Origin of the sequence: uncultured Jannaschia sp. (assembly GCF_947494025.1) — a bacterium.
GTDB lineage: Bacteria > Pseudomonadota > Alphaproteobacteria > Rhodobacterales > Rhodobacteraceae > Jannaschia.
Genome location: NZ_CANLTQ010000007.1, coordinates 43,153 through 69,470 on the forward strand (window position 1 = coordinate 43,153; position 26,318 = coordinate 69,470).

26 protein-coding genes are annotated in these 26,318 nt (G+C 71.6%); 7 read left to right on the top strand and 19 right to left on the bottom strand.

What is annotated here, in order from left to right:
- Window positions 1-7: 7 nt before the first annotated feature.
- Window positions 8-418, bottom strand: a complete 411-nt coding sequence (locus tag Q1B08_RS11255) for a hypothetical protein (RefSeq protein WP_299818454.1) — start codon at window positions 416-418, stop codon at window positions 8-10.
- 222 nt (window positions 419-640) lie between these two features.
- On the opposite strand from Q1B08_RS11255, the gene Q1B08_RS11260 reads away from it, so the two are divergent.
- On the top strand, window positions 641-2,386 hold the full coding sequence (locus tag Q1B08_RS11260) for an NAD(P)H-dependent oxidoreductase subunit E (RefSeq protein WP_299818457.1): 1,746 nt from the start codon (window positions 641-643) through the stop codon (window positions 2,384-2,386).
- Between the two features lie 579 nt (window positions 2,387-2,965).
- A complete protein-coding gene (gene ftsY / locus Q1B08_RS11265; protein WP_299818461.1) occupies window positions 2,966-4,132 on the top strand; it encodes a signal recognition particle-docking protein FtsY in 1,167 nt (388 codons plus the stop codon).
- Window positions 4,133-4,248: 116 nt separating this feature from the next.
- On the opposite strand, the gene Q1B08_RS11270 is transcribed toward ftsY, so the two are convergent.
- A complete protein-coding gene (locus tag Q1B08_RS11270; RefSeq protein WP_299818464.1) occupies window positions 4,249-4,770 on the bottom strand; it encodes an MgtC/SapB family protein in 522 nt (173 codons plus the stop codon).
- Between the two features lie 113 nt (window positions 4,771-4,883).
- On the opposite strand from Q1B08_RS11270, the gene Q1B08_RS11275 reads away from it, so the two are divergent.
- Together Q1B08_RS11275 and Q1B08_RS11280 are read left to right on the top strand one after the other, a co-directional pair.
- Window positions 4,884-5,777: an EamA family transporter gene (locus Q1B08_RS11275; RefSeq protein ID WP_299818467.1), complete on the top strand. Its 894-nt coding sequence runs from the start codon at window positions 4,884-4,886 to the stop codon at window positions 5,775-5,777.
- Between the two features lie 244 nt (window positions 5,778-6,021).
- Entirely contained in the window at window positions 6,022-6,630 is a 609-nt protein-coding gene (locus Q1B08_RS11280) for an inner membrane-spanning protein YciB (RefSeq protein WP_299818470.1), read from the top strand.
- A gap of 121 nt (window positions 6,631-6,751) precedes the next feature.
- Here the strand turns inward: Q1B08_RS11280 and Q1B08_RS11285 are convergent, their stop codons facing one another.
- A complete protein-coding gene (locus Q1B08_RS11285; protein ID WP_299818473.1) occupies window positions 6,752-8,329 on the bottom strand; it encodes a pseudouridine synthase in 1,578 nt (525 codons plus the stop codon).
- Between the two features lie 77 nt (window positions 8,330-8,406).
- Here Q1B08_RS11285 and Q1B08_RS11290 point away from each other — a divergent pair, with 77 nt between their 5' ends.
- Window positions 8,407-8,850, top strand: a complete 444-nt coding sequence (locus tag Q1B08_RS11290; RefSeq protein ID WP_299818476.1) for a nucleoside deaminase — start codon at window positions 8,407-8,409, stop codon at window positions 8,848-8,850.
- Here the strand turns inward: Q1B08_RS11290 and Q1B08_RS11295 are convergent.
- From Q1B08_RS11295 to Q1B08_RS11335, 9 genes are all read right to left on the bottom strand, one after another.
- On the bottom strand, window positions 8,837-9,817 hold the full coding sequence (locus Q1B08_RS11295) for a P1 family peptidase (protein WP_299818479.1): 981 nt from the start codon (window positions 9,815-9,817) through the stop codon (window positions 8,837-8,839). The two genes, Q1B08_RS11290 and Q1B08_RS11295, sit on opposite strands and share 14 nt — an antisense overlap.
- A 10-nt stretch (window positions 9,818-9,827) precedes the next feature.
- Window positions 9,828-10,151 carry a hypothetical protein gene (locus Q1B08_RS11300; RefSeq protein WP_299818482.1) on the bottom strand — a complete coding sequence of 108 codons (324 nt, stop codon included), beginning with the start codon at window positions 10,149-10,151 and terminating at the stop codon, window positions 9,828-9,830.
- A 3-nt stretch (window positions 10,152-10,154) separates the two neighbouring features.
- Window positions 10,155-10,895, bottom strand: coding sequence for an SDR family oxidoreductase (locus tag Q1B08_RS11305; RefSeq protein WP_299818485.1), 741 nt, complete (start codon window positions 10,893-10,895; stop codon window positions 10,155-10,157).
- Between the two features lie 135 nt (window positions 10,896-11,030).
- Window positions 11,031-12,467, bottom strand: a complete 1,437-nt coding sequence (locus tag Q1B08_RS11310; RefSeq protein ID WP_299818720.1) for an aldehyde dehydrogenase family protein — start codon at window positions 12,465-12,467, stop codon at window positions 11,031-11,033.
- 5 nt (window positions 12,468-12,472) lie between these two features.
- A complete protein-coding gene (locus Q1B08_RS11315) occupies window positions 12,473-14,095 on the bottom strand; it encodes a dipeptide ABC transporter ATP-binding protein (protein ID WP_299818488.1) in 1,623 nt (540 codons plus the stop codon).
- A gap of 124 nt (window positions 14,096-14,219) precedes the next feature.
- Window positions 14,220-15,035, bottom strand: a complete 816-nt coding sequence (locus tag Q1B08_RS11320; protein WP_299818491.1) for an ABC transporter permease — start codon at window positions 15,033-15,035, stop codon at window positions 14,220-14,222.
- Complete coding sequence (locus Q1B08_RS11325; protein WP_299818493.1) at window positions 15,032-15,973, bottom strand: ABC transporter permease; 942 nt, start codon at window positions 15,971-15,973, stop codon at window positions 15,032-15,034. The genes Q1B08_RS11320 and Q1B08_RS11325 overlap by 4 nt, the downstream gene beginning before the upstream one ends.
- Window positions 15,974-16,061: 88 nt before the next feature.
- Window positions 16,062-18,602, bottom strand: a complete 2,541-nt coding sequence (locus Q1B08_RS11330) for an FtsX-like permease family protein (RefSeq protein ID WP_299818495.1) — start codon at window positions 18,600-18,602, stop codon at window positions 16,062-16,064.
- A complete protein-coding gene (locus tag Q1B08_RS11335; protein WP_299818497.1) occupies window positions 18,599-19,291 on the bottom strand; it encodes an ATP-binding cassette domain-containing protein in 693 nt (230 codons plus the stop codon). Before Q1B08_RS11335 ends, Q1B08_RS11330 begins: the two co-directional genes overlap by 4 nt.
- Here Q1B08_RS11335 and Q1B08_RS11340 point away from each other — a divergent pair.
- Complete coding sequence (locus Q1B08_RS11340; protein ID WP_299818498.1) at window positions 19,290-20,009, top strand: arylesterase; 720 nt, start codon at window positions 19,290-19,292, stop codon at window positions 20,007-20,009. The two genes, Q1B08_RS11335 and Q1B08_RS11340, sit on opposite strands and share 2 nt — an antisense overlap.
- Before the next feature lie 64 nt (window positions 20,010-20,073).
- Here the strand turns inward: Q1B08_RS11340 and Q1B08_RS11345 are convergent, their stop codons facing one another.
- The 4 genes from Q1B08_RS11345 to Q1B08_RS11360 form a co-directional block, all read right to left on the bottom strand.
- A complete protein-coding gene (locus tag Q1B08_RS11345) occupies window positions 20,074-21,213 on the bottom strand; it encodes an alpha-hydroxy acid oxidase (protein ID WP_299818500.1) in 1,140 nt (379 codons plus the stop codon).
- 74 nt (window positions 21,214-21,287) lie between these two features.
- The gene (locus tag Q1B08_RS11350) at window positions 21,288-22,268 is read right to left on the bottom strand and encodes an NAD(P)H-quinone oxidoreductase (RefSeq protein ID WP_299818503.1); all 981 of its coding nucleotides are present in this window, start codon (window positions 22,266-22,268) and stop codon (window positions 21,288-21,290) included.
- A 432-nt stretch (window positions 22,269-22,700) separates the two neighbouring features.
- Entirely contained in the window at window positions 22,701-23,729 is a 1,029-nt protein-coding gene (locus Q1B08_RS11355) for a hypothetical protein (RefSeq protein WP_299818506.1), read from the bottom strand.
- A gap of 115 nt (window positions 23,730-23,844) precedes the next feature.
- On the bottom strand, window positions 23,845-24,531 hold the full coding sequence (locus tag Q1B08_RS11360; RefSeq protein ID WP_299818509.1) for a COQ9 family protein: 687 nt from the start codon (window positions 24,529-24,531) through the stop codon (window positions 23,845-23,847).
- Between the two features lie 118 nt (window positions 24,532-24,649).
- On the opposite strand from Q1B08_RS11360, the gene rpsU reads away from it, so the two are divergent.
- Window positions 24,650-24,856, top strand: coding sequence for a 30S ribosomal protein S21 (rpsU, locus tag Q1B08_RS11365; protein ID WP_055082236.1), 207 nt, complete (start codon window positions 24,650-24,652; stop codon window positions 24,854-24,856).
- Between the two features lie 93 nt (window positions 24,857-24,949).
- Here the strand turns inward: rpsU and Q1B08_RS11370 are convergent, their stop codons facing one another.
- From Q1B08_RS11370 to Q1B08_RS11380, 3 genes are read right to left on the bottom strand one after another with little or no spacing between them, the layout of a single operon-like run.
- Window positions 24,950-25,564 carry a hypothetical protein gene (locus Q1B08_RS11370; protein WP_299818512.1) on the bottom strand — a complete coding sequence of 205 codons (615 nt, stop codon included), beginning with the start codon at window positions 25,562-25,564 and terminating at the stop codon, window positions 24,950-24,952.
- 10 nt (window positions 25,565-25,574) lie between these two features.
- Window positions 25,575-25,712, bottom strand: coding sequence for an aa3-type cytochrome c oxidase subunit IV (locus Q1B08_RS11375; protein ID WP_299818514.1), 138 nt, complete (start codon window positions 25,710-25,712; stop codon window positions 25,575-25,577).
- A 51-nt stretch (window positions 25,713-25,763) separates the two neighbouring features.
- Window positions 25,764-26,228, bottom strand: a complete 465-nt coding sequence (locus Q1B08_RS11380) for a hypothetical protein (RefSeq protein WP_299818517.1) — start codon at window positions 26,226-26,228, stop codon at window positions 25,764-25,766.
- Between the last annotated feature and the right edge of the window lie 90 nt (window positions 26,229-26,318).

Genomic DNA, 26,318 nt, shown 5'->3' on the forward strand with positions numbered 1-26,318 from the left:
GGCCCTTTCAGACCCCGAGATCCGGCAGCGGACAGTCGAGCGGCTCGCTCCCGATCTCCCGGGTGACGAGGTCGGAAGCGGCGGGATCGTCCGCCAGCCTCGCGCGAAACCGCCCGTCGGTCCCTTCGAGAAAGGACCAGCATTGCGGTTCCGGACTGGTGTCGTAGACGAAGCAGATCTCGCCCGCCCGGTTCGCGAACCAGATGCCGCGCTGGCACTGGCCGCTCTCGAACGCCCAGATCACGCGCTTGTCCTCGAAATACTGCTCCGCGCCGAAGGCCGACCCGTCGCGATCGAAGCGCAGGGTCTTGCCCGTCACCATCCGCGCGAATTCGTCGGCGGAGACGACGCGCTGGGCGAGGGCCGGCATGGCGGTCGCGCAGAGGAGAAACAGGCAGAGGACGGGGATCGGACGCATGGCTGGTTTCCTTCTTCGGGGCGAGTCTTTCCGCTTCCGTCGCGGCTGTCCATCCCGCCCGCCGCGACATGGTAACCGCCCGGGCCATCCACAGACCTTAGTCGCGTCCGTCTTGCATCGGCGCGCGCGGGCATCGCAATAAGCCATTGCGGGGTCGCGAACGCGCGCCGCCGCCGGACCGGCCCGCTCCGGGGCCGCGTCGAACCAGGGGAAGGGCGAGCGATGCTGGACGACAAGCAGAAGGGTGTCTGGAAGTCCGGCCGCGGCCGGGGGCGCGCCACGCCGAAAGGACGGCAATACGACGACACGGCACTGGACGAGGTGCTGGCGCTTCTGGGCGACCGTCCGCGCCGGCGCGACCTGCTGATCGAGTTCCTGCACCTTATCCAGGACGAATACGGCCATCAGAGCGCAGCCCACCTGCGGGCGCTGGCCGAGGAAATGCGCCTGTCGATGGCGGAGGTCTGGGAGGTCGCGACCTTCTACGCCCATTTCGATCCGCGACGGGAGGACGATCCGGTTCCGCCCGCGCTCACCATCCGCGTTTGCGACTCGCTGTCCTGCGAGCTCGCGGGTTCGGAGGCGCTGATCGCCGCGCTGGAAGCCGGCCACGATCCGGCGGAGGTGCGCGTCCTGCGGGCGCCCTGCATGGGCCGTTGCGACACCGCGCCGGTGCTGGAGATCGGCCACCGCCACGTCGACCATGCCACGCCGGAGGCGGCGCGGGAGGTGATCGCGGCCGGCGACTTCCATCCGGTCGTATCCGGTTACGAGGGATTCGACGCCTACCACGCGGCCGGCGGCTACGACACGCTGACCCGGCTCCGCCGGGAGGGCGACTGGGAGGCGGTCCAGGCGAAAATCGGAGAAAGCGGGTTGCGCGGCCTTGGCGGCGCGGGCTTCCCCTCCGGCAGGAAGTGGGGCTTCGTGCGCGCCAATCCGGGTCCGCGATACATGGCCGTGAACGGCGACGAGGGCGAGCCCGGCACGTTCAAGGACCGTTGGTATCTGGAGCGGACGCCACACCTGTTCCTCGAGGGCATGCTGATCGCCGCCTGGGCCGTGGAGGCGGAACAGGTCTTTCTTTACATGCGCGACGAATACCCGGCCGTTCTGCGGATCCTGCACACGGAGATCGCCGCGCTGGAGGCGGCGGGGATGGTCGCGCCGGGCTTCGTCGACCTTCGCCGCGGCGCGGGCGCCTATATCTGCGGCGAGGAATCGGCGATGATCGAGTCGATCGAGGGCAAGCGCGGCCTTCCGCGACACCGCCCGCCCTACGTCGCGCAGCACGGCGTTTTCGGGCGACCCACGCTCGTGCACAACGTCGAGACCTGCCACTGGATCGCGCGGATCTGCCGCGAGGGGCCGGAGGTTCTTTCCGCGCACGAGCGGAACGGGCGGAAGGGCTTGCGAAGCTACTCCGTCTCGGGCCGCGTCGCCGATCCGGGCGTGCACGTCCTGCCCGCGGGCTCTACCATCCGCGACGTGATCGCGGCGGCGGGCGGCATGGCCGAGGGTCACGAGTTCAAGGCCTATCAGCCGGGCGGGCCTTCCTCGGGCCTTCTGCCCGCCACGCTCGACGACGTGCCGCTCGATTTCGACACGCTGCAGCCGCACGGCTCCTTCATCGGCTCGGCGGCGGTGGTCGTCCTGTCGGACCGGGACCGTGCGCGCGATGCCGCGCTCAACATGCTGCGCTTCTTCGAGGCGGAGAGCTGCGGGCAATGCACGCCCTGCCGCGTCGGCTGCGAAAAGGCGGTGAAGTTGATGCAGGCCGACCGCTGGGACGCCGCGCTGCTCGAGGACGTCGCGCAGGCCATGGTCGACGCCTCGATCTGCGGTCTGGGGCAGGCGGCGCCGAACCCGATCCGGCTGGTGATGAAGCATTTCCCCGAGGAGGTGGGCGCCACCGGATCGGAGCCCGACCACGAGAATTACGGCACGGAACAGGCGCTCGACGGCTGACGCCTCCGCTGCACGGCGCGGGAAGGGGCGGGTTCGGCGGCGGGCACGGACGGGCCTTTCCTGTCCGCCGGTCGGCATGACGCCGCGCCGGACGTCCGGCCCCGGCCGGTCCCGACGCGTGGAAACCGCCTTCCCCCGCGGAGCACCGGTGAGGGCCGGTGTCCGGGTAGGGAAGGGGTGGGGGTTGTGAGAGTGTCCCGCCGCCTGACCCCGAGGGAGAAAGGTCGGCAGCGGGAGCACTGCACGGAGCAAACCTTGGCGCACGGGCCTAAGTCTACGTCGCCCAATTTGAGCCCCAATGGTTAAGAAGTTCCTAACAGGAGTATCATGGATTAGTTTATTCGCGGTAAACGCGGAAAACGCGGGACAATTCAGCGAACGCTGCTCCGCCGTTAACCTCTCGTTGGCCTTCGCGATGGGCGAATCGGTCCGATTCGCGCCGGGCGTGGAGCCGAAACAGGTGTCGAGGGTGGCAACGAAAGCCTCCGGGGGTGCGAGCCCCGCGCCGGACAGCCGGGGCCTCACGGTCTTTCGCCATGCCGCCGGGCATATTAGGTGAAACGGGAAAAGGGGGCCTGAATGTCGTTCTTCAAGAAGCTCAAGGATCGTCTCACCCGGTCATCGTCCAAGCTGGAAGAGGGCCTGGACGCGATCGTGGAGGAGGGTGCCGAAACGGAGGCGCCCGATCCCGAGGCCGCGTCCGGGCCCGAAGCCGCTGCGCGGGAACCCGAGCCGCAGGCCGCGCCGCGTCCGGTGCCCGTCGCTCCGGCGCTCGACATCGCGCCGCTGCCGAGCCCCGGCGCCCCGGTCCCGCCCGCGACATCCGAGCCCGAGGCCGAGCCGGCCCCCGGCGCTCCGGCGAAGCGCGGCCTCCTCGACCGTCTCATGGGCCGGACCGCGCCCGTCGCGCCGCGCCGCGTGCTCGATGACGAGATGCTCGAACAGCTCGAGGAGCTTCTGATCGCCGCCGACATGGGCGTGGACACGGCCCTGCGGGTGACCGCGAACCTTGCCGAGGGGCGGATGGGCCGACGGGTCTCCACCGAGGAGATCAAGCGCCTGCTGGCCACGGAGATCGCCCGCGTGATGGAGCCGGTCGCCACCCCGATGCCGCTTTTTCCGAAGCGGCCGCAGGTGGTGCTCGTCGTGGGCGTCAACGGCTCCGGCAAGACCACGACGATCGGCAAGCTCGCCTCGCAGTTCCGCGCCGCCGGAAAGTCCGTCGTGATCGCCGCGGGCGACACGTTCCGCGCCGCCGCCGTGGAGCAGCTGCAGGTCTGGGGCGACCGCGCCGGCGTGCCGGTGATGACCGCGCCCGAGGGCTCGGACCCGGCGTCGCTCGCCTTCGACGCGATGGGCCGCGCCGAGGCGGACGGGGCGGACCTCCTGCTTATCGACACGGCGGGACGGCTGCAGAACCGCGCCGACCTGATGGAGGAACTTTCCAAGATCGTGCGCGTGATCCGCAAGAAGGACGAGAGCGCCCCGCACAATACGCTTCTGGTGCTCGACGCGACGACGGGGCAGAACGCGCTCAATCAGGTCGAGGTGTTCCGGAAGCTCGCGCAGGTTTCGGGGCTCGTGATGACGAAGCTCGACGGGACCGCCAAGGGCGGCGTTCTGGTCGCGCTCGCCGACCGGTTCGGTCTGCCGATCCACGCGATTGGCGTGGGCGAGCAGATCGACGACCTCGACGCCTTCGACCCCGAGGAGTTCGCGGCCGCGCTGGTCGGCCTCGACGCCTGAGTGGCGACGCAGGATCGCGATTCCGGCTTTCGCCCGCGATCCCGATAGGACAGGTTCCGCCCGGTCGGAGGGGCCGCCCGACGTGACGCCGGGCGGCCGATCGGATGCCCCCGACTTCAGGTCTCGCGATCCCGGTCCTCCTCCTCCTGACGGGAATGCTTCGGCGAAAAGCACCGCTCGACCCAACCCAGGAGGACGACCACGAAGATCACGATCCCGCTCGCCATGATCGCCAGAACGGCCTGTCCCGCGCCGCAGGCCATGCCGATCGCGCCGGCGAGCCAGAGCGACGCGCCCGTGGTGATGTTGCGGACACGGCCGCGCGAGGTGAAGATGATCCCGGCCGCGAGGAACGCCACGCCGGCGGTCACCGCCTCGATCAGGCGCAGCGGATCGATCCTCAGCTCCGTCTCGCGGCCATAGTCGAGGCTCGAGAGCTCCTGCCCGATGATGATGAAGATGCAGGCCGCGACGCCGACGAGGATATGCGTGCGCAGCCCGGCGGGACGGCGCGTCATCTCGCGCTCGAACCCGACCGCACCGCACAGGATCGCGGCGAGCAGAAGCCGGGCGGCCGAAACGCCGAAGGGCACGACGGTGAAGCCGCTGTTCAGGTCCGACAGGAATGTGTCCAGCATCGCGCGGCCCTCGTTCGACGGGAAACCTCCGGGTTTTAGCGGCCTGTCGGCCCCTTGCCCAGCCCGCCCGACAGGTAGAGAGGAGGCGCGACCGGCACGACACGGACAGGGTGATGCGCGACTGGATCCATGCCATCGAGGGCACGCCGGCCGGCCACGACGCGGCGCTCCTCCTCGCGCTCGCGGCGGCGTTCCTTCATGCGCTCTTCGGTGCGCTGCAGAAGGGCGGGACCTACGATCCCTGGACCTCGCGCACGGTCATGGACGTCGCGATCTTCTGCATGGCGACCCCGGTCGCGCTGTTCGTCGTGCCCTGGCCACCGGCGGAGCTGTGGTGGGTGCTTGCCGGGATGATCGCGATCCAGACGACCTACAAGCTCCTGCAGGGCGCGACCTACGAGCGGGGGGCCTACACGGTCGTCTATCCGGTGGTGCGCGGGACCGGACCGCTCTTCACCGTGCTGGGAGCGGGCCTGATCTTCGGCGAGCATTTCACCCCGGTCCAGTGGGGCGGCGTGGGCATCCTCCTCGTGGGCCTGTTCGGCCTGTCGGCCTACAACATGGCCAAGATCACGGTGAACCGCGCGACGCTGGTGCCCGCGCTCTGGCTCGCGGTCGTGACGGGGCTGATGGTGGCGGTCTACACGACGTGGAACGCCTTCGGCATTCGCGCGATGGCCGATCCGTTCACCTTTCTCGCGTGGTTCTTCATGCTGACCTCGTGGGACTTCCCCCTGATCGCGGCGGTGCGCGGCAAGTGGCGATGGCCGGAGCCGCCGCTCGTGCGGCTCGGGGCGGTGGGCGGCGTGGTCGCGCTCGGCTCCTTCGGGTCGATCATGCTGGCCACCCGGCTCGACAACGTGGGCGAAGCGGCAATCCTGCGCGAGACCTCCACCGTCTTCGCGGCGCTTCTGGGCTGGCTCCTCCTCGGTGAAGCCGTCGGTCCCCGCCGTCTGGTCCTCATCTGCCTCATCGCTCTCGGCGCCGTGGTGGTGGAGTTCGGGTGAGGGCCGCCCGGAGATCGATCCGAGGGATCGGGTTCAGGTCCGTCCAACGCCGGCTTTTCCCCATGCCCGGTCCTCGCCGCCCGCGCCGAACGACGAGGCCGGCCGACCTCCCGACTGTCCCCGCAGATTTGCATCGGGTGCGCGACCCGCTGTCCCCGTCGCGTCCGCGTGACGCCCGCGTTCGCGCAGGCTGGACCCCGCCCCGCGCATTCCCTATTCCCGCCGCACCCGACAGGAGATCCCCATGTCCGACAGACCCGAACGCACCGTGCCCGGATGGGTCAAGACCGCGCTGGAGCTCGGCCCGGTCGTGCTGTTCTTTCTGGGATACCTTTACCTGAAGGACGAGACCTACGCGTTCGGCGGGACCGAATACGAGGGCTTCATCGTCATCACCGCGCTGTTCGTCCCGCTGGTGCTCGCCTCGACGGCGGCGCTCTGGTGGCTCACGGGCCGGCTGAGCCAGATGCAGCTCGTCACGGCGGTCCTCGTGACGGTGTTCGGCGGGCTGTCGGTCTGGCTCAACGACGAGCGGTTCTTCAAGATGAAGCCCACGCTGATCTACGCGCTCTTCGCGGCGGTGCTGTTCTTCGGCGTCTGGCGCGGGCGCAGCTATCTGGCGATGGTGCTGTCGGAGGCGCTGCCGCTCGACCATGCGGGTTGGATGATCCTGACGCGGCGGATGGCCTGGTTCTTCGTGGGCCTCGCCGTCGCCAACGAGGTGATCTGGCGCGGGATGTCGACGGAGACGTGGGTGAACTTCAAGACCTTCGGCCTGCCGCTGGCGATGTTCGCGTTCTTCTTCGCGCAGGCGCGGCTGATGAAGGCGCACGGGCTTGAAGACAAGGGCTGAGACCGGATCCGCAGTCCCGCGCGGTTGGATCCGCCCGGCGGGACGCCGGGCAACCCCCGATCGTCCCCACGGGGACCGCCGCGGAGGGCCCGACCGGGGTTCGGACCCGGTGTCCGCGCGCTCAGGACTTCCCGTCGGGCTTGTTCGTCAGCGTCTTGCCGGAAGTCCGCTTCGGCTTCGCGACGCCACGGCCGCGCTGACCGCCCTTGCGGAGGCTGATGGAGCTGTCGGCGCGCAGCCGCGCGGTCCGCTCCGCCTTGGTCTCCTTGGGGGCGTCGGTCGCGCCGGGGCGGCGGTCGGAGCGCGCCCCGGCGCCGGGCTTCGCGCCCTCCGCACCGCCGGGCTTGCCGTAGGGCTTTCCGCCGCCGGTCCGCGCGGCCCGGTCCGAGCGGGGTCCGCGCGGATCGTCGCCCTCGGTCCTGCGCGCGCCTGCGGGCTTGCTGTTGCGGGGCCGGTCCCCGCTCTCGCCTTTGCGGGGCCGGTCCCCGCTCTCGCCGTCGCGGGGCGGGCGGTCGCCGAAGGTCCGGCGGGGCTTGCCATCGTCCCGGTCGCGCCCACCGGTGCGGGGCCTGTCGGACTTGCCGGGATCGCTCCGCGAGCGGTCGGGCCCGGCCCCCTCGGCGCGGGGCTTGCCGCCGCGCGGTCCCGGTTTGCCGCGCGGCTTGTCGCCGTCCCGGCCGGGACGGTCGCCGCGCGGGCGGCTGCCTTCGCCGTCGTTGCGCGTGACCGGCGGCTTGCCGGTATGCGGTCGGTCGGGCCGGCCCGCGCGTTCGGCGCGTTTCTCCGCATCGGGTTCCGTGCCCTTGCGGTGGCCGCCCTTCGGCTTCGTCCCGCCCGGCTTGCCGCGTCCGTGATCGACCAGCCGGTCGCCCGCGCTGCGCGGCTTGCGCGGCTTTCCGCCCTTGTCGTCCTCCGCCATGGATATTCCTTTCCGGCCATCGGCCAGTTCGCCTTCGAACGTGCCCCCGAGCTGCTCGCGCAGGATGCGGGGCTTTACTTCCTCGACCGCGCCCGGCTCCAGATTGCCCAACTGGAACGGTCCGTAGCTCACCCGGATCAGGCGGTTGACGTAAAGCCCCACGGCCGCCATTGCGCGCCGCACCTCGCGGTTGCGTCCCTCGCGCAGGGCGACGGTCAGCCAGGCATTCGCACCCTGCTGCCGGTCCAGCGCGACCTGCATCGGCGCGAAGAAGTCGCCCTCGACCTCGATGCCCGCGCGCAGCCGCTCCAGCGCGGCCTCCTCCGCCGTGCCGTTCACCCGCACGCGGTAGCGTCGGAGCCAGCCGGTCGCGGGCAGCTCCAGCTTCCGCTTCAGCGCCCCGTCGTTGGTCAGCAGCAGCAGCCCCTCGGAATTGAGGTCGAGCCGCCCGACCGAGAGCACCCGGCCAAGCTCGGCGGGCAGCGTCTCGAACACCGTCTCACGGCCCTTTTCGTCGCGCTCCGAGGTCACGAGGCCGGCGGGCTTGTGATAAAGCCAGAGCCGCGCGCCCTCGGCCTGCGGCAGCGGCGCGTCGTCCACCGTCACGCGGTCGCCCGCGGTCACGTTGTGGGCGACGTTCGACACGGTGCGGCCGTTCACCTTCACGCGCAGTTCCTCGACCATGCGCTCGGCGTCGCGGCGGGAGGCGAGGCCCGCGCGGGCGATCACTTTGGCGATGCGGTCTCCGGGGCGGTCGGTCTGGTGCGGGTCATCGGTCATGATTCGGGACGTAGCGCGCGGGGCGGGCCGGGGGAAGCGGCTTGCGCGGTCGGTCCGGGACCGGCAGGAGCGGGCCCATGTTCCGGTCCTTCATGCCCCAGGCGCTCGAGGAGGCCCGCGCCGCCGCGCGGCGGGGCGAGGTGCCGGTCGGTGCGGTCGTCACGCGCGGGGCGGCGGTGCTGGCGCGCGCGGGCAACCGGACGCGGGAGTTGGCCGACCCGACGGCCCATGCGGAGATGCTGGCGATCCGCGCCGCCTGCGCCGCGCTCGGGCAGGAGCGGCTCGCGGACTGCGCGATCTGGGTGACGCTGGAGCCCTGCGCGATGTGCGCGCAGGCCATCGCCCATGCCCGGCTCGCGCGGCTGCATTTCGGCGCGGCGGACCCAAAATCGGGCGGCGTGCTGCACGGGGCGCGCGTCTTCGCGCATCCGCAGACCCATCACGTTCCGGAGGTGCAGGACGGGCTCGTGGCCGAGGAATGTGCGGCGCTGCTCCGCGATTTTTTCCTCAGCCGCCGCTGAACCGCGTGCGCCAGGCGGGGAGGGATCCGTCGCCGGCGAGATACACCCCCCGCGCGATGGCGCGGGCGAGGCAGGCGGCGGCGGCGTGTCCGAGCCGCAGCGCGTCCCAGACCGGATCGGCGAGGGGTCGCGCCCCGGTCGCGGCGGCGAAGACGAGGTCGCCGTCCATCGGCGTGTGACTCGGCACGATGGCGCGGGCCATGCCGTCATGCGCGGCCACCGCCATTCGCGTCGCCTGCGCCTGCGTGAGCGCGGCGTCGGTGGCGACGATGGCGATGGTGGTGGACTGGCCCGGCGCCCGGTCTCCGTAGGGCTCCCACCCGGGGTCGAGCGCGGCGGGACCGCGCCCGCCGAACTCGTCCGCCATTTCCCAAGGGCTCGCATGGAACCGGCCCGCGTCGTCGCAGACCCGCCCGAGCGCGTTCACCGCGACCAGCGCGCCGACTGTCACGCCGCTGTCCAGCACGCACGAGGCCGAGCCGAGCCCGCCGGCGAGGTCCATCGTGGTCGCACCGTATCCCGCACCGGCCGTGCCGAGCGCGAAGTCCTCGCCCGCCGCCTCCAGCGCCGCGCGGCCGAGCGCGCCGTAGGGATTCGCGGTCCAGCCCTTGTCGCCGCCGTTCAGCAGGTCGAACAGGATCGCCCCCGGCACGATCGGTACGCGCTGGTCGCCCACGGCGAAGCCGCGCCCCATGCCGCGCAACCCGTCCGCCACGCCCGAAGCCGCGTCGAGCCCGAAGGCCGAGCCGCCCGAAAGCACCAGCGCGTCGACCTCCTGCACCAGCTTGTCGGGGGCGAGCAGATCCGTTTCCCGCGTTCCGGGCGCGCCGCCCATGACGTGCACCGCGGCGGTGAACGGACGCGCGCCCAGAAGGACCGTCGCGCCCGAGCGCAGCCTTTCGTCCGCGGCGTTCCCCACGCGCAGGCCCGCCACGTCGGTGATGAGGTTGCGCGGCCCCGGTCTCACGACGCCCCCCTCACGACAGGGCCGCCCGCGTGACGTGACCCGGATGCCGCCCGAGATCGCGCAGCATCGGCGTTTCGGAAAATGTGCCGGTGACGAAGGCGCCGGGCAGGACGAGGATCAGCGCCTCCCCGTCGGCGGCCCGGACCAGTTCGCCCACGAGGGCGTCGTCGAAATAGGCGCGCAGCCGCTTGTGGAGCGGCCCGGCGATCACCTCCACGTGGTCGAGATCGGGCGAAAGCCCCTCCGCCTCCGCCACGTCCAGAAGATGCGCGAAGGCCAGCTGCTGCGAGGCGAAGGCCCCGGCGAGGACGTGGATATCGACCGCGATCCGCATGGCTCAGATGCAGCGCCCGCCATCCACCTCCAGCGCGACGCCGGTCACCATCGACGCCTCGTCGGAGCACAGGAAACAGGCCGCGTTGCCCAGATCCTGCGGGGTGGAGAAGCGGCCGAGCGGAATGGTCGACAGGAACTTCGCGCGCATCTCCGGCGTGTCCTCGCCCATGAAGCTTGCCAGAAGCGGCGTTTCCCCCGCGACGGGGTTCAGCGCGTTGACGCGCACACCTTCGGGGGCGAGCTCCACCGCCATCGCCTTGGTCGCCGTGATCATCCAGCCCTTGGACGCGTTGTACCAGTTGAGCCGGGGCCGGGGGGAGACGCCCGCCGTGGAGGCGACGTTCAGGATCGCCCCCGCGCGCGCGGCCTTCATCACCGGCACGACATGGCGGGCGGAAAGGTAGACCGATTTCGCGTTGACGCGCAGGACGCGGTCGAACTCCTCCTCGGTGACGTCCTCCATCGGCTTCGGCATATGGGTGATGCCCGCGTTGTTCACGAGGATGTCGATGCGGCCCCATTCGTCCATCGCGCGCGCGGTCAGCGCCGCCCAGTCGGCATCCGCCGAGACGTCGATCCGGTGGGCCATGCCCAGCACCGCCTGCGCGACCTCCTCGGCGCCGTCGGCGTTCAGGTCGGCCACCATCACCCGCGCGCCCTCCGCGGCGAACTTCTCGGCGATGCCGCGGCCGAAGCCGGAGGCCGCCCCCGTCACGATCGCCGTCTTGCCTTCGAGCCTCATGGAACTCTCCCTTTTCTTCCCCGTGAACCGCTAGCCTGTCCTGCGCGCGGCCCCAAGAGCCTACGGAAACAAGCAGCGGGCGCGACGCTCGGGCGGGGCGATCCCGCGTTTCGCGCGGCCGGCGTCGCGCCGGTCCTAGCCGTGGTAGGCCGCGACGGTCTTGAGCTGCGAAAAGCCGTAGAGCGCCTCGAATCCCTTCTCGCGGCCGTGGCCGGACTTGCCGACGCCGCCGAAGGGCAGCTCCACCCCGCCGCCCGCGCCGTAATTGTTGAGGAACACCTGACCCGCGCGCAGGTCGCGCGCCATGCGCATCTGCCGGGCGCCGTCGCGGGTCCAGACGCCGGCGACGAGGCCGTAATCGGTGCCGTTGGCGATGGTGCGCGCCTCGGCCTCGTCGACGAAGGGGATGACGACCTGGACGGGGCCGAAGATCTCCGCCTGCGCCAGACGGTGGTCGCCCGAGGCGCCGGTAAGCAGGGTCGGGGCGACGAAATGGCCGTCCGTGCCCTCGATCCGTCCCTCGGCGGCGACCGCGAGCCCGTCGGCGTCGCCGAGGAAGCCGTCCACGATCGCCTTCTGCCGCGCGGAGATGAGCGGGCCGACATCGAGATCGTCCATCGCCGCCCCGACGCGGAGCGCGCGATAGCGCTCGGCCATGCGCGCCACGACCTCGTCGTGGAGGCTCGCATGGACGAGGATGCGGGACGCGGCGGAGCAGGTCTGGCCCGCATTCTGGACGCCGGCATTGACGAGAAAGGGCAGGGCCGCGTCGAGATCGGCGTCGTCGAACACGATCTGGGGCGACTTGCCGCCGAGCTCGAGCGTCACCGGGACGACGTTCCGCGCCGCCGCCGCCTGGATCCTCGCGCCCGTCGCGACCGAGCCGGTGAAGCTGATGTGGTGGATGCCCGGATGGGCGGCGAGCGCCGCACCCGCCTCCGCGCCCAGTCCGGGCACGACGTTGAGCGCGCCGGGCGGCAGGCCCGCCTCCTCCGCCAGACGGGCGAAGGCCAGCGCGGAAAGGCAGGCCTCCTCGGCGGGCTTCAGGACGCAGGCGTTCCCCATGGCGAGCGCCGCGCCGACCGAGCGGCCGATGATCTGCATCGGGTAGTTCCACGGCACGATGTGGCCCGTCACCCCGTGCGGCTGGCGCAGGGTGTAGACGTTGTAGCCGTCGAGATAGGGGATCGTGTCCCCGTGCACCTTGTCGGCCGCGCCGCCGTAGAACTCGAGGTAGCGGGCCAGCGCCACCGCGTCGGCGCGGGCCTGACGGAGCGGCTTGCCCACGTCGAGCGCCTCGAGCACGGCGAGATCGTCCACCCGTGCCTCGACCAGCCGGCCCATCCGCGCGAGGATGCGGCCACGCTCCAGCGCGGGCATCCGGCCCCATTCGCCGGCCAGCGCCGCGTGCGCGGCGGCCACGGCGGCGTCGACCTCGCGCGACTGGCCGCGGGCGATGCGCGCGAGCGGCTCCGTCGTGGAGGGGTTCTCGAGCGTCAGGGTTTCCGAGGCGCGGAGCCAGCGTCCGCCGATCAGCATCTCCTCGGGGTCGAACCAGAGGGGGGCGGGCATGTCCTTCATGATGTCTCCTTCACCCAGGCGTCGGGTATGGCGGGGGCGGCCGCGATAAGCGTCCGGGTATAATCCGATTCCGGCGCGGTGAACACGTCGGCGACGGGGCCTTCCTCGACGAAGCGGCCGGCCTGCATGACGATCACCCGGTCGGCGATGGCGCGCACGACGCTCAGGTCGTGGCCGATGAAAAGGTAGGCGAGCCCGAGCCGCGTCTGCAGGTCGTCCAGCAGCGCCAGAACCTGCGCCCGGACGCGGACGTCGAGGGCGGAGACAGCCTCGTCGAGGACGAGCACCTCCGGCTCCGTGACGAGGGCGCGGGCGATGGCGATGCGCTGACGCTGGCCGCCGGAGAACTCGTGCGGATACTTGTCGAGGTCGCCCGCGCCGAGCCCGACCCGTTCGAGCGTGGCAGCGAGGCGGGCATCCGCATCGCGCGGACGGCCGGTCAGGTGGAAGGGCTCCGCCACGATGCGCCGGACGGTCCAGCGCGGGTCGAAGGATCCGTAGGGGTCCTGAAAGACGACGGACACCTTCGCGCGTTCCCCGCGGGTCATCGCCGTGCCGCCGGGCCGGCCCATCAGCTCGATCGCACCGCCCTGCACCGGTTCCAGCCCGAGAAGCGCGCGGGTCAGGGTGGACTTGCCGCAACCCGACTCGCCCACGAGGCCCAGGCTCTCGCCCCGGTGCAGCGTGAACGACACGCCGTCGACCGCCCGGTGCGCGCCATAGGTCCGCACCACGTCGCGGGCGGCGAGGACGGGATCGGGGGGCACCTTGCGTCGCGCGCGGGCCGGAACGCGCGAGGCGGCGAGGAGATCGCGCGTATAGGGGTCGCGATGGTGGCGGAACAACGCCTCGGTCGTGTCCGCCTCCACGATGCGGCCGTTGTTCATCACCGCCACCCGGTCCGCGATGCCCGCCACGACGCCGAGGTCGTGGGTGATGAGGAGGAGCGCCATTCCCTCGTCGTCCACGAGCCCGCGCAGGAGCGCGAGGATCTCCGCCTGCGTGGTCACGTCGAGCGCGGTCGTCGGCTCGTCCGCGATCAGCAGGCGCGGCCGGCGGGCGATGGCGAGCGCGATGCAGACGCGCTGGCGCTGGCCGCCGGAAAGCTCGTGCGGGTAGCGGTCGAGCGGAATGCGGCTCAGCCCCACGCGGTCGAGCCGGTCGCGCGCGATCCGCATGGCCTCCGCGCGGGATGCGCCGCGCAGGCGCAGCGTCTCGGCGACCTGCGCGCCGATCGTGTGGACCGGGTTCAGGGCGGTCATCGGCTCCTGAAAGATCATCGCGACGTCGTTGCCGCGGATGCCGAGCCAGTCGCGCTCGCGGAGCGCGACGAGGTCGCGTCCGTCCATCCGGATTGCGCCTGAGGTCGCCGCGCCGTCGGGCAGCAACCCGATCGCGGCCAGCGCGGTCATCGACTTGCCCGAACCCGATTCGCCGACGAGCCCGGTGACGCGGCCCGCGAACAGGGCGAGCGAGACGTCATGCAATATCGTGGTGCCGTGGATCGCGAGGGACAGGCGGTCGAAGGCGAGGAGCGCGTCCCGGTCGGTCGCCGGGTCGGACAGCTCGGATCCGCCACCGTGCGGTCGCGGTCCCTCGTTTTCCAGCAAGGCGGTCATCGATTGTCACGCCCGGACGGGCGCTGTCCCGGCGGCCTCGGTCGTCCGGTCCCCGTCCGTCGGGTGTTCGGATCGAGGATTCCCCCCCCGCCCGGTGTCGCGTGCCGCGTTCGCATCCCGTCCCTCACATCCGCATCCGCCGGAGGCGCGGGTCGAGCAGGTCGCGCAAGCCGTCGCCCAGGAGGTTCAGCCCCAGCACCGTTCCGACGATGGCGAGACCGGGCAGGATGGCGAGCTGCGGCTCGGTGTAGATCATCGTCTGCGCATCGGCGAGCATCCGGCCCCAGCTCGCCGTGGGCGGCTGCGCGCCGAGGCCCACATAGCTCAGCGCCGCCTCCGCGAGGATGCCGAGCGAGAACTGGATCGTCGCCTGCACGATCAGGAGGTTGGCGATGTTGGGCAGGATGTGCTCCACGCTGATCCGGCCCCGGCCCTTGCCCGCCACCCGCGCGGCCATGACGTAATCCAGCGTCCAGAGCGGCAGCGCCCCGCCGCGGGCGACGCGGGCGAAGACGGGAATGTTGAAGATGCCGATGGCGAGGATCGCGTTCACCGCCGAGGGGCCGAACACCGCGGTGATCAGGATCGCGATGACCAGCGAGGGGAAGGCGAAGATCAGGTCGTTGCCGCGCATCACGACCTCGTCCACCCAAGCGCCCCGCCGTGCCGCCGCCAGAAGCCCGAGCGGCACGCCCGCGCCCGCCCCGATCCCGACGGCGAGGAGCGCCACGGCGATCGAGGTGCGCGCGCCCGCCATCAGCATCGACACCATGTCGCGGCCGAAATGGTCGGTGCCGAGCGGGTGCGCCATCGAGGGGCCGAGCGTCCGTTCGGCGATGTTCACGCTTGCCGTATCGTAGGGGAGCCATACGAGCCCGACCCCCGCCGCGAGAACGGCCAGCCCCGCGAGGAGCGCCCCGATCCGAAAGGCCCAGCTCACCTGCGGCGCAGCCGGGGATCGGCCAGCGTGTAGGCGAGCTCCACCGCGAAGGTCACGGCGATCACCGCGAAGACGAGGAGCATCGTCACGGATTGCACCACGACGAGGTCGCGCTGGGTGATGCCTTGGAAGATCAGCCGGCCCAGCCCCGGAAGGAAGAACACGTTCTCGATGATGATCGCGCCAGCGAGCAGAAAGGAGAATTGCAGCCCGAGGATCGTCAACACCGGGATCGCCGCGTTGCGCAGCGCGTGACGCAGCACCGTCGCGCGACGGCTCAGCCCCTTGGCGCGGGCGGTGCGGATGTAGTCCGCGTCGAGCGTGTCGAGGAGCGCGGAGCGCAGCACGCGCGCGAGGATCGAGGCCTGCGGCAGCGCCAGTGCTATCGCAGGCAGGGTGAGCGCGCCGATCGCCGCCACCGGGTCGGACCAGCCCGGAAACCCGCCGGCCGAGACCCAGCCGAGCGAGACGGCGAAGACGAGGACCAGAAGCATCGCGAACCAGAAGTTCGGCACGGCGAGACCGAGCTGCGTGGCGCCCATCACGCCCCAATCCGCGACCCCGCCCCGCCGCGATGCCGCGAGAAGTCCCGCCGGGATCGCGACAAGGAGCGTGAGGCCGAGCGCGTAGAGCGCCAGCGGTGCGCTCACGCCAATGCGGTCGGCGACCAGTTCCGCAACGGGCACGCGGTAGGTGTAGGAGGTGCCGAAATCGCCCGTGAGCATGCCACCGATCCAGTCGAGGTAGCGCGCGGGCAGCGACCCTTCGAGCCCGAGTTCGGCGCGTAGCGCGGCCACCGTGTCGGGCTGCGCGTTCAGCCCCAGCATGAAGGCCGCCGGATCGCCCGGCACGGCCTGCAGCATCACGAAGATCACCACGCTCGCCACCGCGAGCGCGGCGACGAGCGAGATCGTCCGGTGCAGAAGGGCGCGCCACATGCGCGGGAGGCTAGCCGTCCCGCCGGGCGGAGGGAATGGCCCTGAGCCACGATGGGCGGCGGAACGGCTGCGGAACCGTCATCCGCACCTATTCCTGGGCGCGCAGCACGCGGGCCGGACGCGTGGCGAGCGGTCGCCAGGCGAAGAGGAGCCCCGCGAGCAGGGTCGCCACGGCCCCGCCGAGCACGATCGCGGTCGCCGACACCCATTCGAAGGCATAGGGCGCCTCCATCACGAAGCGCATGATGCCCCAGCCCGCGAGCGCGCCGCCCGCGATGGCGACGATCCCCGCGGCCGCCCCGAGGAGCGCCGAGCGCAGCGCGAAGCTCGCGAGGATGGTGGGTCGGGTCGCGCCGATGGTCTTCAGCACCGCCGCCTCGAAGATCCGGCCACGCTCCCCCGCCGCCGCCGCGCCGACGAGGACGACGAACCCCGTGAGCAGCGTCGCGCCCGCTCCCCAACTGGTCGCGGCGGCGAGCGCGGACAGCGCCTCGGTCACGAGGTCGATGGCGTCGCGCACCCGGATCGCGGTGATGTTGGGCGCGTCGCCCGCCACCGCGCGCAGCAGGCGCGCCTCGGCCTCCGGATCGGCGTAGACGGTCGAAAGCCACGTATGGGGCGCGCCCCGGAGGGCGGCGGCATCGAAGACGATGACGAAGCCGATCCCGCCGGAGGAGAAATCGACCTCGCGGAAGGAGGTGACGGTGCCCGTGATGTCGCGGCCGAGCACGTTGACCGTGACCTCGTCGCCCAGCGCGATGCCGAGCTCCTCCGCCTCCTCCCGCGCGAAGCTGATCTGCGGCGGTCCGTCGTAGCCCTCGGGCCAGAACTCGCCCGCGACGATCCGCGTGCCCGAACCCGGTGCGTCGGCGAAGCTGATCCGCCGGTCGCCGCGCGTGACCCAGTGGTCGAACTCGGCGGCCGGCCGGCCGCCGATGGACTTCACCACGGCGCCCAGCATCGGTGCGGTGTCGACGCGGCTGACCGCCGGGTCGCCCTCCACCGTCTCGAGGAAGCCGGGCAGCTGATCCGGTTGGATGTCGATGAAGAAGTAGCTCGGCGCGACCGCGGGCAGGTCGCGGTCGATGGCCGCGCGCATGTTGGCGTCGATCTGCCCCACGGCGGCGAGCACCGTGAGCCCGAGCCCGAGCGACAGGACGACCGCCGTGGCGTCCCCGCCCGGCCCGCCCACCGCGCCGAGCGCGAGGCGCAGCGCGGGGCGGCCCCGGGCGAGGCGGGTGCGGGCGAGCCGGCGGGCCAGCGCGCGCACGCCGATGGCGGCAAGCACGAGCGCGGCCAGCGCCGCGACGATACCGCCCGCCGACCAGAGCGCGAGGGTGGGAATGCCCGAAAGCCATGCGGAAAGGCCGATCAAGGCCGCGACGGCCACCGCCAGCGTGACCAGATAGCGGCGCCGGGGCCAGACGCGCACCGACCCGGTCGCATCGCGGAAGAGCGAGGCCGCGCGGACCTGCTCCGTCCGGGCGAGCGGCCAGAGCGTGAAGATGAGCGCGGTGAGCGCGCCGTAGATCGCCGCCTCCAGAAGCGGCAGCGGATGCACGCCGAGCGCGACCGGCACCGGCAGCAGCGACTGGATGAGCGGGCCGGCGACCAGCGGGATGATCGTCCCGAGGATCAGCCCGCCTGCGATCCCCGCGAGCGCCAGCACGCCGATCTGCATCATGTAGGCCGCGAAGATCGTCCGCCCTTCCGCCCCCAGTGTCTTCAGCGTGGCGATCACCTCGGTCTTGCGGTCGAGATAGGCCCGCACCGCCGCCGACACGCCGACGCCCCCCACGGCGAGGCCCGCGAGGCCGACGAGCACGAGGAAGCTGCCGATCCGCTCCACGAAGCGCTGGACCGCGGGCGAGGCGTTGCGCCGGTCGCGCCAGCGCGTGCCGGCCTCGGCGAACTCGGCCCGCGTGGCCTCCCGCAGCCTGTCGAGGTCGTCGTCGGTCGCGTCCGGCATGGCGATGCGGTAATCGGTGTCGAAGAGGCTGCCCTCCGCGATCAGGCCCGAGCCCTCGAGCGCCTCGGTCGCGACGATGGTTCGCGGCCCGAGCCCGAAGCTCGCCCCGCCGGCATCCGGCTCCCGCGTGACGAGGGCGCGCAGCGTGAGGCGCTTGGTGCCGAGGAAGATCGCGTCGCCCGGTTCGAGCGCCAGACGGTCGGCCAGCACCGGGTGCAAGATCGCTCCGTCATCGGCCAGCGCCTCGGCGATGGGCATCGGCGGGTCGAGCTCGATCTCTCCGGTAAGCGGGTAAAGGCCGTCCACCGCCTTCACCTGCGTCAGAGCGCGGTCCGCCTCCGCCCCCTGACCGGTCGCGACCATGGAGCGGAAGTCCACGACCTCCGACACGGTGCCGAGCCCCTCGAGATAGGCGCGTTCTCCGGGGTCGGCGCGCCGGTAGCCGAACTCCACTTCGGCGTCGCCCCCGAGGAGGATCCGTCCCTCGCGCGCCAGCCCGTCCGTGATCGACACGCGCACCGAGCCCACGGCGGCGATGGCGGCGACGCCGAGCGCGAGGCAGAGCAGGAAGATGCGGAACCCCGCGAGCCCGCCGCGCAGCTCCCGCCGGGCGATCGTGCCGGCGTTGCCGAACCAGCCGCGACCCGCCGCCGCGCTCATTCCGCCGCCTCGGCCGCTCGCCGGCTGTCGGTGTCGAGCCGCCCGTCCACGAGCCGCACCACCCGGTCGCACCGGTCGGCCAGGCGCGGGCTGTGCGTGACGAGGACCAGCGTCGCGCCGTGCCGGTCGCGCAGCCCGAAGAGGAGGTCCATGATCGCCTCCCCCGTCGCCTGGTCGAGATTGCCCGTGGGCTCGTCGGCCAACAGGATGTCGGGGCGCGGCGCGGCGGCGCGGGCGAGCGCCACGCGCTGCTGCTCGCCGCCCGACATCTGCGCGGGGTAATGCCCTGTCCGGTGGCCGAGCCCGACGGCATCGAGCTCGGCGGCCGCGCGGTCGAAGGCCCCGGCTTGGCCCGCGAGCTCCAGCGGCGTCGCGACGTTCTCGAGCGCGGTCATCGTCGGGATCAGGTGGAAGGACTGGAACACCACCCCCATATGAGAGCGGCGGAAGCGGGCCAGCGCGTCCTCGTCCATCGTCGTGAGATCGTGGCCCAAAGCCTCGACCTCACCGGAGGTGGCGCGTTCCAGCCCGCCCATCAGCATCAGGAGAGACGACTTGCCCGAGCCCGACGGACCGACCAGCCCCAGCGTATCCTTCGCCGCCACCTCGAGCGTGATATCGTGCAGGATGTCCACGACCCCCGCGTTGCCCGCAAGCGACAGCGACACGTCTCTGAGGGACAGGACCATGATACGTCTCCGGGATCTGGCGGCTTGTCTGCGGCGGGCGGCGGGTTCCCTCGCATATGGGGCCGTCGCCCGGTGCGGCAAGCCGCTCGCCGCCGGGGCGGTCGCCGTCGCCGTCGCGCTGCCCGTGGCGGCGGAGCCGGTGCGCGTGGTGGCCCTGGGCGACTCGCTCACCGCGGGCTACGGCCTGCCGGAGGGGCAGGGCTTCGTGCCGCAGCTTCAGGACTGGCTCGACGCGAACGGGGTCGATGCCACGATCGTGAACGCGGGCGTGTCGGGCGACACGACGGCGGGCGGGCTCGCCCGGCTCGACTGGGCGCTCGACGCGGAGACCGACGCGATGATCGTGGCGCTCGGCGGCAACGACCTGCTGCGCGGCCTGCCACCCGCCACCTCCCGCGACAACCTCATGGCCATCCTCGACCGGGTGGCGGGGGAACGGGACCTGCCGGTCCTCCTCATCGGCCTCGACGCGCCCGGCAATTACGGCGCCGGATACGAGGCCGCCTTCGACGCGATGTATCCCGAACTGGCAAGGCGACACGACACGCTGCTTGAGCCGAACTTCCTCGGCCCCCTGATCGAGGGCAACGACATCGCCACCGCTCGCACGCGCTATCTGCAATCCGACGGCCTGCACCCGAACCGCGAGGGCGTCGAGCGGATCGTGGCGACGTTCGGGCCGACGGTCGCGGAGCTCGTCGCGCGCGCGAAGCCTTAAGGTCCGCGTCTTTGCTTCCCGAATATCCCCGCCGGAGGCTCCGCGGCCCCGGCCGGGTGCCGCCTCATCGTATGAGCCGCCCCGGCAGGTCGTCGAGCGAGGCCGCACCGATCTGCGTCATGTTGGCGATCATGTCGTCGGAAAGGACATGGACGAGGTGATCCACGCCGCGCGGTCCGAGCGCGGCCAGCGCGAAGTACCACGACTTGCCGAGGAACACGAACTCCGCGCCGAGCGCCAGCGCGCGCAGGATGTCGAGCCCGCCCTGGATACCCGAGCAGTAATAGACCGGCACGCGCCCCGCGACGCGCTCCGCCACGGGGCCAAGCGCGTCGATCGCGGCGGGGCCGCCCTCGAACTGGCGGCCGGAATGGTTGGACACCCAGATCGCGTCGGCCCCCATCCCGATCAGGCGGTCCGCGTCGTCGGGATCCTGTACGCCCTTGACGACGAGCGGCCCGTCCCATTCGGCGCGCAGGGCCTCGATATAGGCGTCGTCGGGAAAGCCGCGGATGATGCGGCCGGCATGGGTGAAGCTGTCCGGTCCGCTCGCCACCGGCGCGTAGGAGGCGGGGAAGGCCATGTGCGGCATGCCCTTGCGCGCCATGCCCGCCGCCCAGGCGGGACTCGCGACGATGGAAGCGAGGATGCGCGGGGTGAGCACCGGAGGCATCGAGACCTGCGCCCGGCGCTGCCGTTCGCGGCGGCTCTCTCCCGGCACGTCCACGGTCACGACGAGGACGCGCCAGCCCGAGGCCTTGATCCGGGCGAGCATGTCGCGGCGGATTTCCGGCTTGTTGACGGGGTAATGCTGAAACCAGCCCAGATCGCCTGCGATCGGGCCCGTATCCTCGGGCAGGGCGGCGGCGACGGTGGATTGCCCGTAGGGGATGCGGTGGCGCGCGGCGGCCTCGGCCAGATGCCGCTCCGCGTCGGGCCAAAGCACGCCGGCCAGTCCCACGGGCGCGATGCCGAAGGGGACCGGATGCGTCATCCCGAGCGTCGCGCGGCTCAGGTCCGGGACGAGGTCGCCCTTCAGGATCGCCGGGCGGAACCGGATCGCGTCGAGCGCCGCCCGGTTCTGCGCCACGCCGAGCTCCCGCCCGGTGCCGCTGTCGAGATACTCGAAGGCGAAATGCGGCATGCGACGCCGGGCGCGGGCGCGGAGGTCGGAAAGGGCGGGGTAGGCGACATCGAGATCCATGGCGCCATTCCTGCCACCCGGCGCCGCGAAGGGCCAGATGCCGCGCGCGCCCGGCCGCGAGATTCCGCGGCCTCTCAGCGCACCCGGAGGACGATCTTGCCGACGTGGTCGCCGGCCTCCATCCGGGCGTGCGCGGCGGCGGCCTCGGCCAGCGGAAAGACCCGGTCCATCACCGGCGCGACGGAGCCGGCATCCAGAAGCGGCCAGACCTCCCGGCGCAGACTTTCGGCGATGCGCGCCTTCTCGAGGACGGAGCGCGGGCGAAGGGTGGAGCCGGTGATCGTCAGGCGCCGCACCATGACCTGCGCGAAGTTCGCCTCCGCCTTCGGTCCGTGCTGCGCGCCGATCAGGACGAGCCGTCCCTCGTCGGCCAGCGCGTGGAGGTCGCGGGGGATGTAGTCGCCGCCGACCATGTCGAGGATCAGATGCGCGCCGCCCGCCTCGCGCAGCACGTCCTCCCAGGCCGTCTCCTTGTAGTCGATGCCGGTCGCGCCCAGCCGTTCGCAGACAGCGACCTTGTCGGGCGAGCCGGCGGTGGCGAAGACCCGCGCGCCGCGGGCATGGGCGAGCTGTATCGCGGTGGTCCCGATGCCCGAGCTGCCGCCATGGACGAGGAACCGCTCTCCCCCTTCGAGCCGGCCGCGGTCGAAGACGTTGGTCCAGACGGTGAAGTAGGTTTCCGGCAGCGCGGCGGCCTCGGCCATGCCCATTCCCTCGGGAATGCGCAACGCGTGGTCCGCGGGGCAGGTGACGTATTCGGCGTAGCCGCCGCCGGGCAGGAGCGCGCAAACCCGGTCGCCGGGCCGCCAGCGCGTGACGCCCGGCCCGATGGCCTCGACCGTGCCGGAACATTCGAGGCCGGGCAGGTCGGAGGCGCCGGGGGGCGGATCGTAGGCTCCGGCCCGCTGCAACGCGTCGGGGCGGTTCACCCCGGCATGGTCCGCGGCGATCAGGATCTCGCCCGCTTCCGGCCGGGGAACGGGGCGTTCGCAGAGGGTCAGGACGTCGGGTCCGCCGGGCGAGCTGATCTCGACGGCGCGCATTGTGTCGGGCATGGGTTTCTCCTTCGCGCGCGGACGCTCGCAGGCGCGCGCGGACGGGGCAAGGGGGAACCCTCGGCCCGAGGTGATGATGGCGGTCGTGCCCCGGCCGGTCGCGGCGCTTGCATGCCGTACCGCACCATCGGCGCGGGCCGCATGGCCCGGAGCGCGCCGGTCGACAGGACCGGCTCGACGGTCGGGACAGGTGCCGTGCCGATCCGAGGCGCAGCGGCCGTTGCGGCGAGAACGGGCAAACGACGGTCGCACCATGCGCGCACGATACGGCGCTCCGGGATCGGGGGGGGGGCGTTCGAGGCGGAAACGTCGATGGCGATGAGGTCGCCCGTCGGGAGGACCGCGAGGGGGAGGATTGCGAATGGCCAAACGTAGCGGAGGCGCGCCCCGGGATGGGGCGCGCCTCCGTCGATCCGGCCTCGTCGGTCGGGGTCAGACGTAATCGCCGAGCAGGCGACTGGGACGACCCGCGAAGGCGCCGCCGGCCGCGGCGGCGAGACCCAGAACCGACACCAGCGACAGGATCAGCGCGGTGCTGGAAATCGCGTCGCTCGCCGCCTGCGCCGTCTCGACGGCCTGTTGGCGGGCGGCCTCGACCGCGTCGCGCGCTTCGGTCACGGCCGTCTGCACGCCGTCCTGCACCGATTGCACGAGGCTTTCGGCCTCCTCGGGCGTGACGCCGAGGCGCTGCTCCATCTGGTTGATCGCCTGCTGGCGATCCTCCTCGGATATGATCGCGTTCGGACCCGCGACCAGACGGTCGAAGAAGCCCTGGATCTCCTCGCCCGCATCGGCCGGCGATTGCAGGATGTCGCCGAGCGTCTGGCGCGCTTCGGTCAGCGCGGCCTGCTGCTCCTCCTGGCTGAACACGTCGCGGAAGGCGGCGGTGGCCTCCTGACGGATGTTCCGCTCGGTGATGCCCTGCTCCTCGAGCGTGGTCCGCACCTCCTCCGGGAGGGCGTCGAGGGAGATCGAACCGGCGAGGTTCGACGGATTCGGCAGCGACAGGTCGTCGGGCACGATCGCCTCGCCCGCGCGCCCCACGGCGCTCGCAGTGTTGCCGAGGGCACTCGTCGCCGCACCGAAAAGCGCGCTTCCCCCGACGATCGCGGCCCAGGCCACGAAGACGGTCGTGACGGCCCAGACGGAAGCGCCGTGCAGCATGGCGCTGATCTCCCGCGGGATGCCGGCCAGACGCCCGGCGATGAAGCCCCCCGCGGCGAGCGCGATGAGCTGCGACACAAGGAGATAGACCGCCGAGCCGATCCCGATCCCGGAAGCGGGATTGGCCTCGAATTGCGGGTCGAACATTCCGGCACCGATCCCGATGCCGAAGGTGGTGAACAGGATCATCAACGCGAGCGTCACGACGGACCCCGCAAAGATCGCGCCCCAGGAGACGCGGCGGACGGCCCCGCCATCGGGTCTGGCGGCGGAAGCGACGGGAGCGGGTGATCTCATGCGTTGATCCTTCGAGGGCGCCATGGCGTTCTGCAAGCGCTGTCCCGACCAACGCGAGGCACGCCGCATTGTTTCTCGCTATCGAGGATTGTTTCGTGGCGCCGCCGGCCGGGCGTCAGTCGGGATCGCGGTAATAGCCCGGCATATCCTTCGGCGAGCCCCGGCCGGGCGCGCGGATGCGGCCGAGAATCAGGTTCGGGCCGGCCATCAGGCGGGACAGGACCGGGTTGTCCCGGACCCGCGCCTTGACCTTCTCGATCTGCATCACGTCGTCGATGCGGCGGTCGAGAAAGCCCCAGCTCTGCCGCCGGTCCTCGGACTTGTCGCCGAGCCAGTAGAGCAGGGTCGCGGAATAGACGCCCGCCAGCGTGGCGCGCTTGGTGTACCAGTTCACGTCCCGGCTGGTGTCGCCAAGCGCGGTCCAGATCGCGTCCGCCGTGCCCCAGAGCGCGCGGGTCCCGTCGGCGGCATGGATCGGCAGCGACATCAGCGTGACGCCGCGGCGCACGGCCTCCTCGTGCTCGCCCGCGATTTCGAGGCGGATGCGAACGGCGCGGGCGATACGGTCGCGGAACCGCAGCGCCGGCAGGTCCGCCTCGCCAAGCCGCTCGACCATGGCGGCGTCCCCCCTGCGATGGAAGGCGAGCGCGAGGTCGATCGCCCCGCGCGGAAAGGCGGCGCGGGCCTGCGCGGGGGTGGCGCCGCTTTCCTCGGTCGCACGCCGGAACGTCTCCGGGGACCAGCCGTCGAAGACGACGTTCGGCAGGGCGGCATCGATCATGCGGGATTGGAGCGGGGTCATCGGGGCGTCTCCGGTTCGGGGCGGGGTCGCTGGACAAGATAGGCGGAGACGTCTATATCGCCACCTCCTGCACCCGATGACGGGACGAACTTCAGCTTAGAAAGGTGGTGAAAACCACATGCAGGTCAGTGTTCGCGACAACAACGTCGATCAGGCCCTCCGGGCCCTGAAGAAGAAGTTGCAGCGCGAGGGCGTCTTCCGCGAGATGAAGCTCAAGCAGCATTTCGAGAAGCCCTCCGAGAAGAAGGCGCGCCAGAAGGCCGAGGCCGTTCGGCGTGCCCGCAAGCTCGCACGCAAGAAGGCACAGCGCGAAGGGATGATGTAAGTCGTTCCCGCGATCGTGCCGATGGAATCGACCCCCGGTGCCGGATGCGGCGCCGGGGGTCTTTCGTTGCGGAAAGACGTCCGGGCGGGACCGTCAGTCGGCGCCGGCGAGCGCGTCGGCAGCCGCCTGCGCGCGCGGCCCCGGGGCGTAGGTATCCTCGGTGTCGTCGTAGAGCTCCGTCCGGGCGACGCCGGGCAGTTCGGCGAAGTCGTGCATGATCCGGTCGGGATACCATGTCCGCCGGATCTCCGTGAAGCCGAGTTCGCGCAGGATGCCGCTGATCGATATGCCGCAGGTGGCCTTGCGGGCGGCGCCGTGCGCCTGCACGAGCTGCATCGCGCGCGCCGCCATCTCGGGCGAGACCTCGATGCTCTGCGCGACCATGCGGAACGCGGGCCGGGCGTGGTAATCCATGTAGATGTCGTAGATCGGGGGCGTGACGCCGAAGATCACGTCGCCCCGCTCCGGCGCGGTCGGGTGGCGCCATGTCCCCGCGGGATCGAAGATCACGCGCTCGCGTCCCGATACCATGAGCGCCGAATGCCCGCCGCCGCCGGTCCGGTTGTTGATCGCCGTCAGGAGCGTGAGCCGGGGCGGCCCCGGCTCTGTCCAGGCGCGCGCGGCGACCTCCTCCATGGGCGCGTAGACGTGTTCGGCGCAGGCCGCGAGAAACGGCAGCAGCGCCACGAGCGCGACGGCAAGACGCATGCGGGGGCCGTCAGGTCCGGAAGATGGCGAGCAGGACCAGGAGCACGATGATGCCGATGACGACCCATTTCGTGAAGGTCATGAAGCCGGCGAAGGTCTTCTCCTGCTCGGTGATGTTCATCGTGCCGGGCTTGTGCTCTTCGGCCATGGCGGCGCTCTCCTGCTTCTGTTCTCGGGCCTGCGGCTCGTCGCGCGCCGTCTAGCCGATGTCCGCGTCGCTGTCATCCGCCTCTTCGAGCGCGCGGACGAGCTTGAAGCCGATCCGCGCAGGCTCGGCCTGATGGGCGGGTTTCGGCACGGCGCGAAGCAGGATGTTGAGCTGGCTCACATGCTGGATCGACTGGGTTCGCAGGCCGGCCTCGTCGATGCCGGAAAAGGTCAGGATGTCGGGTGCATGAAAGCCGACGCCCTGGATGCGGATCAGCCCGGCGGCCCCGCCCGTGAAGCCCATCGCCGCCTCCTGATCCCCGTCCAGGCTGTCCTCGAAGGTCTTCAGGTAGAAGATCACCCGCAGATAGGCCCATTCGGCGGGGCTTCTGCTGGCGCCGGTGCTCAGCATTTCGGGCATGGAAACGGCATGGTCGCGCCCGTCGGCGCGCAGTTCGGCCGCACGGGGCAGGACGGCGGCCTCCATGGCCTCGGCGGTGGTCTGTGGCTTGGTCATGCCGCGCAGAGTGGCGCAGGCCGGGGGCGGGCGCAACGCCGCCGCGCGGCCTGCCTGCCGCTTGCCTCCCGGGATGCCGTGATGTCTCCT